The organism is Zoogloea oryzae (assembly GCF_030161255.1).
GTDB lineage: Bacteria > Pseudomonadota > Gammaproteobacteria > Burkholderiales > Rhodocyclaceae > Zoogloea > Zoogloea oryzae.
The window spans coordinates 23,962-30,506 of record NZ_BSPX01000061.1; the positions used below are offsets into that span (position 1 = coordinate 23,962).

6 protein-coding genes are annotated in these 6,545 nt (G+C 68.9%); 3 read left to right on the plus strand and 3 right to left on the minus strand.

The features are described from left to right. Nucleotides 1–9: 9 nt before the first annotated feature. The 3 genes from QQK25_RS17005 to arsC all read left to right on the plus strand — a co-directional run bounded on the left by QQK25_RS17005 (nucleotide 10) and on the right by arsC (nucleotide 2,484). Nucleotides 10–1,005, plus strand: coding sequence for a peptidoglycan DD-metalloendopeptidase family protein (locus QQK25_RS17005; RefSeq protein WP_306664091.1), 996 nt, complete (start codon nucleotides 10–12; stop codon nucleotides 1,003–1,005). Between the two features lie 156 nt (nucleotides 1,006–1,161). Beyond that, nucleotides 1,162–2,100, plus strand: a complete 939-nt coding sequence (rpoS, locus tag QQK25_RS17010; protein WP_153159824.1) for an RNA polymerase sigma factor RpoS — start codon at nucleotides 1,162–1,164, stop codon at nucleotides 2,098–2,100. Nucleotides 2,101–2,130: 30 nt separating this feature from the next. Then, the gene (gene arsC / locus QQK25_RS17015) at nucleotides 2,131–2,484 is read left to right on the plus strand and encodes an arsenate reductase (glutaredoxin) (protein WP_284188999.1); all 354 of its coding nucleotides are present in this window, start codon (nucleotides 2,131–2,133) and stop codon (nucleotides 2,482–2,484) included. A gap of 13 nt (nucleotides 2,485–2,497) precedes the next feature. Here arsC and mltB read toward each other — a convergent pair whose 3' ends face one another. The 3 genes from mltB to QQK25_RS17030 are packed head-to-tail and all read right to left on the minus strand — an operon-like array spanning nucleotide 2,498 to nucleotide 6,452. Next, nucleotides 2,498–3,529 carry a lytic murein transglycosylase B gene (gene mltB, locus QQK25_RS17020; protein ID WP_284189000.1) on the minus strand — a complete coding sequence of 344 codons (1,032 nt, stop codon included), beginning with the start codon at nucleotides 3,527–3,529 and terminating at the stop codon, nucleotides 2,498–2,500. Beyond that, nucleotides 3,526–5,463 (minus strand): transglutaminase TgpA family protein, encoded by a 1,938-nt coding sequence (locus tag QQK25_RS17025; protein ID WP_284189001.1) that lies wholly within the window; start codon nucleotides 5,461–5,463, stop codon nucleotides 3,526–3,528. Before QQK25_RS17025 ends, mltB begins: the two co-directional genes overlap by 4 nt. Next, nucleotides 5,460–6,452: a DUF58 domain-containing protein gene (locus tag QQK25_RS17030; RefSeq protein WP_284189002.1), complete on the minus strand. Its 993-nt coding sequence runs from the start codon at nucleotides 6,450–6,452 to the stop codon at nucleotides 5,460–5,462. Before QQK25_RS17030 ends, QQK25_RS17025 begins: the two co-directional genes overlap by 4 nt. Nucleotides 6,453–6,545: the final 93 nt, after the last annotated feature.

Consider the following 6,545-nt stretch of genomic DNA (forward strand, 5'->3'; position numbering starts at 1 on the left):
CCCGACCGAATGATGTTGTCCCGTTTCAAGTTTGCCCGTGTTCCTGCCGTCTTCGCCGTCGCTCTGGTGATGGCGGGTTGCGCCTCGAAGGCGCCGGCGCCTGTCTCCGATCGCTCCCGCCCGGGCTCGTCGGCCACGTCGGCCTCCACTGATCAGCCGGCGCCTCCGCCGCGGGTGGCCCGTCCGGGGTATTACATCGTCAAGCCGGGTGACACCCTGATCCGCATCGCCCTCGACCACGGCCAGAACTACCGCGACATCGCCGCCTGGAGCGGCCTCGAGAACCCCAATCTGATCGAGGTGGGGCAGGAGCTGCGTGTCCGCCCGCCCGAGTCCGGCGCGGTGGCGCGGCCGATCAACACCAACTCCGGCGTCGAAGTGCGTCCGGTGACGCCGGTTGCCAGCGCGCCCGCCGCGGCCAGTACCTCGCCCGACGGCCTGCGCCGCGAGCCCAAGGGTGGGAAGGTGCCTTATTCCGAGCAGGCCTGGGCCCAGGCCCAGAAGCCCGAAGCGGCGCCGGTCGTGGTGGCGAAGGTCGATCCGAAGCCGGAAGCGAAACCCGAGGTCAAACCCGAAACCCGGCCCGAGGTGAAGCCGGAACCCAAAGCGGATACCAAGGCCGAACCCGCAAACGGTGAAAAAATTGACTGGGCATGGCCGACTTCCGGCAAAATCATTGCGGGTTTCAACGACACTTCCAGCAAGGGCGTCGACATCGCCGGTAAGCCGGGTGACCCTGTGCTTGCCGCTGCCGGAGGCCGCGTGGTTTACGCCGGCACGGGTTTGCGCGGATATGGCAAACTGGTGATCGTGAAGCACGACAACAGCTTCCTAAGCGCCTATGCCCACAACCAGAACCTGCTGGTCAAGGAAGGTCAGGCGGTGACGAAGGGTCAGAAGATCGCCGAGCTCGGCGATACAGACAGCGATCGGCCCAAGCTTCATTTCGAGATCCGCCGGCAGGGCAAGCCTGTCGATCCGGGCAAATATCTCCCTCCCCGCTGATTCTGGCGAGTCTCGGGGGAAGCAGGGTAGAGTAGGGCTAGTACGACTATAGACGCCGGATTTCACCCTCGCCGATTTTTGGGTGGATACCGGACGGACGACAGGCGCGGTGCAGGCCTGTCGGTGTTTCTCCCCAAAAGAGACAGCGAGGGCGTCATGTTCGATTCGGCAGTGCCGGAGGAGATGGAAAACACCGAACCGGATCTACCCCCGGAGGTTGAAGTCTTTCTCGAAGCTCCGGTCGTATCGTCGGTGGATACCGACTTCCTCGGTGACGTCACCCAGCTTTACCTCAACGAGATCGGCGTCAATCCGCTGCTCACCGCAGACGAAGAATTGTCGTTGTCCCGGCAGGTCCGGGAAGGCAACTTCAACGCCCGCCAGACGATGATCGAACGCAACCTGCGGCTCGTCGTCAATATCGCCAAACACTATCTCAACCGCGGCATCCCGCTCCTCGATCTGGTCGAGGAAGGCAATCTCGGGCTGATCCACGCCCTCGAGAAATTCGACCCCGAACGGGGCTTCCGCTTCTCCACCTACGCCACTTGGTGGATCCGCCAGAACATCGAGCGGGCGATCATGAACCAGTCGCGCACCATCCGCCTGCCGGTACATGTGGTGAAGGAACTCAATCAGGTGCTGCGCTGCCAGCGCCAGCTCGAAGCCGCCAGCAACGGCGACACCACCGTCGAGGATGTGGCCCGCGAGCTTGCCCGGCCGGTGGCCGACGTGCGGGCGATCCTCGCCCTCAACGAGCACACCGCTTCGTTGGACGCGCCCCTCGACATCGATCCGACCCTCTCCATCGGCGAATCCCTGGCCGACGAAGATGCCGACACGCCGGATGTCCAGATCCACGATCTGGAGGTTGGAACCCTGGTGCGCGAATGGATCAATCAGCTTAGCGACAAGCAGCGGCTGGTGATCCGCCACCGCTACGGCATCGACGAGTGCGAGGTGCAGACCCTCGAGGAGCTCGCCGACAGCCTTGAGCTCACCCGCGAGCGCGTCCGCCAGATCCAGCTCGAAGCGCTCGGCCAGCTGCGCCGGATAATCAAGCGCCGGGGCGTCTCGAAAGACGTGCTGCTGTAACTTCCCGAATCACCCGAAAGTCCGTTAGCAATGACCGAATCCGTGCGCGTGTATCACAACGCCCGCTGCAGCAAGAGCCGCAGCGCCTGCCAGCTGCTCGAAGAAAAGGGCGTCCAGCTCGATGTGGTGGAATACCTGAAAAACCCGCCCAGCCGCGACGAGCTTGCCGATGTGCTGGCAAAACTCGGACTGCCCGCCGAGGCCATCGTCCGCAAGGGCGAGGACATCTACAAATCCGACTACAAGGGCCGCAGCCTGAGCAACGACGAATGGCTGGATGCGCTCGCGGCGCACCCGATCCTGATCGAGCGGCCGATCGTGGTACGCGGTGATCGGGCGGTGGTTGGCCGCCCGCCCGAGAAGGTGCTCGAGCTCTTCGCCTGACGGCCTGCCGGCGTCAGCGCCGGCTGACCTGGGCCGCCGTCCGTGCGGCCTTCACGGCCTCACCCAGCTGGAACACCGACATCGCGTAGAAGCTGCTGCGGTTGTAGCGGGTGATCACATAGAAGTTCTGGTAACCCAGCCAGTACTCGCTGTCCTCGCCAGGCGTCACCAGTTCGACGAAGGCGGCCTTGCCGGCGGGCGCGCTGCCGTCGGCGGGCTTCACGCCGTAGCCGGCGAGGGTCGCGTTGTCGAAGGCCGGGTTGATGTCGTTGGCGATGAGCGGCGGCAGGTTGGCGCCGGGCTCGACATTTGCGCGGATCGCCACCGGCGCGCCGGTTTCCCAGCCGTGCATCTGCATGTAGCGGGCCACGCTGCCGATGGCGTCGGCCGGGCTGTTCAGCAGGTCGATCTGGCCGTCACCGTCAAAATCCACCGCATAGTTGCGCACGCTGCTGGGCAGGAACTGGGGCAGGCCCAGCGCGCCAGCGTAAGAGCCCTGGTAGTCCAGCGGGTCGCGGTGCTGTTCGCGGGCCATCAGCAGCAGGGCTTCGAGCTCACCGCGGAACAGCTCGGCGCGGCGCGGGTAGTCGAAGGCGAGGGTCGAGAGCGCCGACACCGCCTGGTAGTTGCCGGTGTTGCGCCCGTAGATGGTCTCGACGCCGATGATCCCGACGATGATCTCCTCGGCCACGCCGTATTTCTCGCTGGCGGCCTTGATGGTCGCCTCGTGGCGCTTCCAGAAGGCGAGGCCGGCCTTGATGCGCACGGGCTCGATGAAGCGGCTCCGATAGCGCTGCCATGAGCGCACGCCCGGGTCTTTCGGGGGCGAGATGTACTTGATCACCGACGGCTGGAATTCGGCGCGGCGGAAGATGTAGGTGAGGGCGTCCTTGTCGAAGCCGTGCTTCTCGGTCATCTCGTCGATGAACTGCTGGGCTTCGGGGCGGTCGGCGTAGCGCTCCGCGTGGCCGGCGGTGGCGAAGAGGGACAGCAGGCCCGCAAGCAGGATCGGCGCAAGGCGCGGGCGGGTCGTGGGGGTGTTCATCGGGGGCGGAAGTGTCTGGTGGATTGGTGGAAGCGTTTCAGGCGGTCCGGGTCGGCCTCGCCGGGGCCGTAGCGAAGGCTGGCGTAGTCGGCGGCAATGGCGGCGATGGTGTCGGCCAGGTCGGGGCGTTCGTGGGCGAGCCGGCGGGCGTAGTCGAGAGGGCCTTCCCAGCTGTTGCGAGGCAGGCCCGCGCTGGCCAGCTGCCGGCAGAAACGCTGCCAGCTGCGGTCGATGGCGTCTGCGGGGGAGCGCTGGCGCAGGGCCCACAGGGTGAGCGCGCCCATGACGATGGCGCAGCCACCGGCGAGTAGCGCCGCAATGCTCTGCCAGTCCGGATCGCCAAAGCCGAGGCCCGACAGCAGGGCTCGCTGGCGGGCCGGATTGTACCCGAGAACCCATTGGTTCCAGCGGTTGTTGAGGGCGTCCAGACGGTCGCGCAGGCCGTGCAGCCAGGCCAGGTCGGCGCGCACCAGCAGGGGCAGCCGGGCGCTGTCGGGCAGGGCTGCGGCGAGGCCGTTCTCGATGCGCTGGGGGGCGCTGGCGGCGGTCGGGTCGACCCGCACCCAGCCCCGCCCGGCGAGCCACACCTCGGCCCAGGCGTGGGCGTCGGACTGGCGGACGACCAGGGTGCCATCCACCGGATTGATCTCGCCGCCTTGATAGCCGGTGACGACCCGCGCCGGCACGCCGGCGGCCCGCATCACCACCACGAAGGCCGCCGAGAAGTGCTCGCAGAAGCCCTGCCGGGTGTCGAACAGAAAACTATCCACGTCGTCCCGACCGAGGGGGAGGGGATCGAGGGTGTAGCGCAGGCCGCTGCGCCGGAAGTGCTCGATGGCGAGATCGGGGATGTCGGCAGGGCTGCTGGCGCGGGCGCGCAGCAGGCGGCCGAGTTCGACGCTGCGGGGGTTGGAGCGGGGCGGCAGATCCAGCGCCTGACGCAGCACCAGGCCGGATTCGTCGCGCCCGACCGGGGTGTGGGGGTAGGACACCAGCTCGATCCGGCGGCGGCCCTGCACGGGCTCGCGGGCGAGGAGCTGGAAATCGTTGGAGATGCGCGTGCCGGCGCTGACGGCCGGAAAGTCGAGGGCCAGCAGCCACAGCTGGTTGTGGGGTTCGAGGGTGATGGCGTAGGCGTAGGCGGCGCCCTGGGGCTGGTAGGACGGCTGGTCGGCCAGTTGCAGCAGCCCGGCCCGCCAGGTGTGGCCGTCGAAGCGGGTGAGCACGGGGCCGCGCCAGTAGCGTTCGGCGCTGGGCGGCGGTTCGCCCTGGAAATCCACCCGGAAGGCGATCGCCGAGGATTCGCCCAGGCGGGCCAGGTCGCCCGGCGCCATGGTGTCGGAGAGCCCGCCGACGCGGTTGAAGGCGTCGGCCGGGAGCCCCCACAGGGGGCCCTGCACCCGCGGGAAGAGGATGAACAGCACCAGCATCAGCGGCAGCGCCTGGACGAGCAGCCTGCCGGCTTCGAGGGCGCGGCTGCGCGGCGATGCGTTCCCCCGGCTCTGCAGTGCGAGCAGGCTCGCCACGGCGCCGAGGGCCCCGAGCAGGGTCAGGGCCGCGACGGCCATGTCCTGCTGATACAGGAACTGGGCAAGCTGCAGGAAGAGGCTGAGCAGCACCACCGAACGGCCGTCGCGGATCTGCCGGGTTTCGAGCAGCTTGAGCCCGAGGAGGCCCGCCAGCAGGGCCACGCCCGGGTCCTTGCCGAAGAAGTGGCGGTATTCGGCGAGCACCGCGATGATGATCCCCACGGCCAGCGCCGACAGCGCGTGTCGATGGGGCAGGCGGCGTCCGCCGGTGGCGATGAGGGCGCGCCAGCCCACCAGCACGGCGGCGATGCCGGCGAGGAGCGGTGGCAGGTGCCCGAAATGGGGAATGAGCGTGATCGTCGCGGTGGCCAGCAGCCAGCCGATCTGGTCCTGACGCAGGCTCACGGGGCCGCCCTCGGGTCGCCAGCGGGGAGGCCATACAGCGCCAGCGCGGCCAGGCAGGCGTGGCGGTGGGCGGGGCCGCGGGAGGGCGTCAGGTGGGTGCCCGGCAGGCGCAGGCCGAAATCCACGCCGGCGGCGTCGGCGTCGATCACCCAGCGGGCGAGGCGCGACAGGCGGGCTTCCACGCCCATCGCCGGCGGCAGGTGATGCCAGTCGAGCCACACGGCCTGGCTGCCGGCGCCTTCGAATTCCTTGGTGCGCCAGGGCCCCCCGCGGGCGACCGTCTTCCAGGCCACGTGCCGGGGCGAATCGGCGGGCTGGTGATGGCGCAGCCCCGAGAAGTCGTCACGCCCGCGGCCACGTCCGCCCTGCCCGGGGCGGGGATCGTCGCCGTGGGGCAGGGGGGGCGCGTCGGCCTCGGGGGCTGGGTAGACGAGGCATTGCTGGTCGGGCTGGAACAGGCTCCAGGCCCGGATCAGCCCCAGCGGGTGACGGGTTTCGAGGGTGAGCTGGGGCAGCTGCAGCCAGCCGCGGACGTGGGTGGCGACGGCCACCTCGGGGGCGGCGGAGGCTTCGGCGGGGATATCGAAGGGTGCGTCGCCGTTGGGGACGCCGGTGGGCCAGATCTTCAGGCTGAGCCGTGGGCGCAGGGTTGGGTTGTGCAGCACGACGCCAAAACGCGCCGGCGTGCCGCAGAAGACGGCGTCGCTGCGGCCCGGGCTGATGGCGAGATCGACGAGGTTGCGAAAGGCGTGGTGGATGCTGATCCACGCCACGCTGCCGATCAGGAAGGTGAGGGCGAAACCGAGGCTGAGGCCGTAGTTGATCGACGCCAGCAGCATGGCCATGAGGGTTGCGCCCAGCGCCAGGCCGAAGCGCGTGGGCAGCACGAAGATGCGCCGCTGGCCGAGGCGGATCGGCGTCGGCTCGGGCCCGCTGACGCGGAACAGCCAGCGCCGGAGCCGCTCCCGGAGGCGGGTCGGACGGGACATCAGTGCAGCGGCACTGCTTCGATCAGGCGGCGCGCCAGGGCTTCCGGGGGCTGGGGGGCGTCGTCGGCGGCGCGCAGGCGCTGGCCGGCGACC

What these genes read in the sequence shown, in the direction of transcription:
- mltB (WP_284189000.1), bottom strand. Translation starts at nt 3,529, where the DNA reads ATGAACACCCCCACGACCCGCCCGCGCCTTGCGCCGATCCTGCTTGCG.
- QQK25_RS17005 (WP_306664091.1), top strand. Translation starts at nt 10, where the DNA reads ATGATGTTGTCCCGTTTCAAGTTTGCCCGTGTTCCTGCCGTCTTCGCC.
- QQK25_RS17030 (WP_284189002.1), bottom strand. Translation starts at nt 6,452, where the DNA reads ATGTCCCGTCCGACCCGCCTCCGGGAGCGGCTCCGGCGCTGGCTGTTC.
- rpoS (WP_153159824.1), top strand. Translation starts at nt 1,162, where the DNA reads ATGTTCGATTCGGCAGTGCCGGAGGAGATGGAAAACACCGAACCGGAT.
- arsC (WP_284188999.1), top strand. Translation starts at nt 2,131, where the DNA reads ATGACCGAATCCGTGCGCGTGTATCACAACGCCCGCTGCAGCAAGAGC.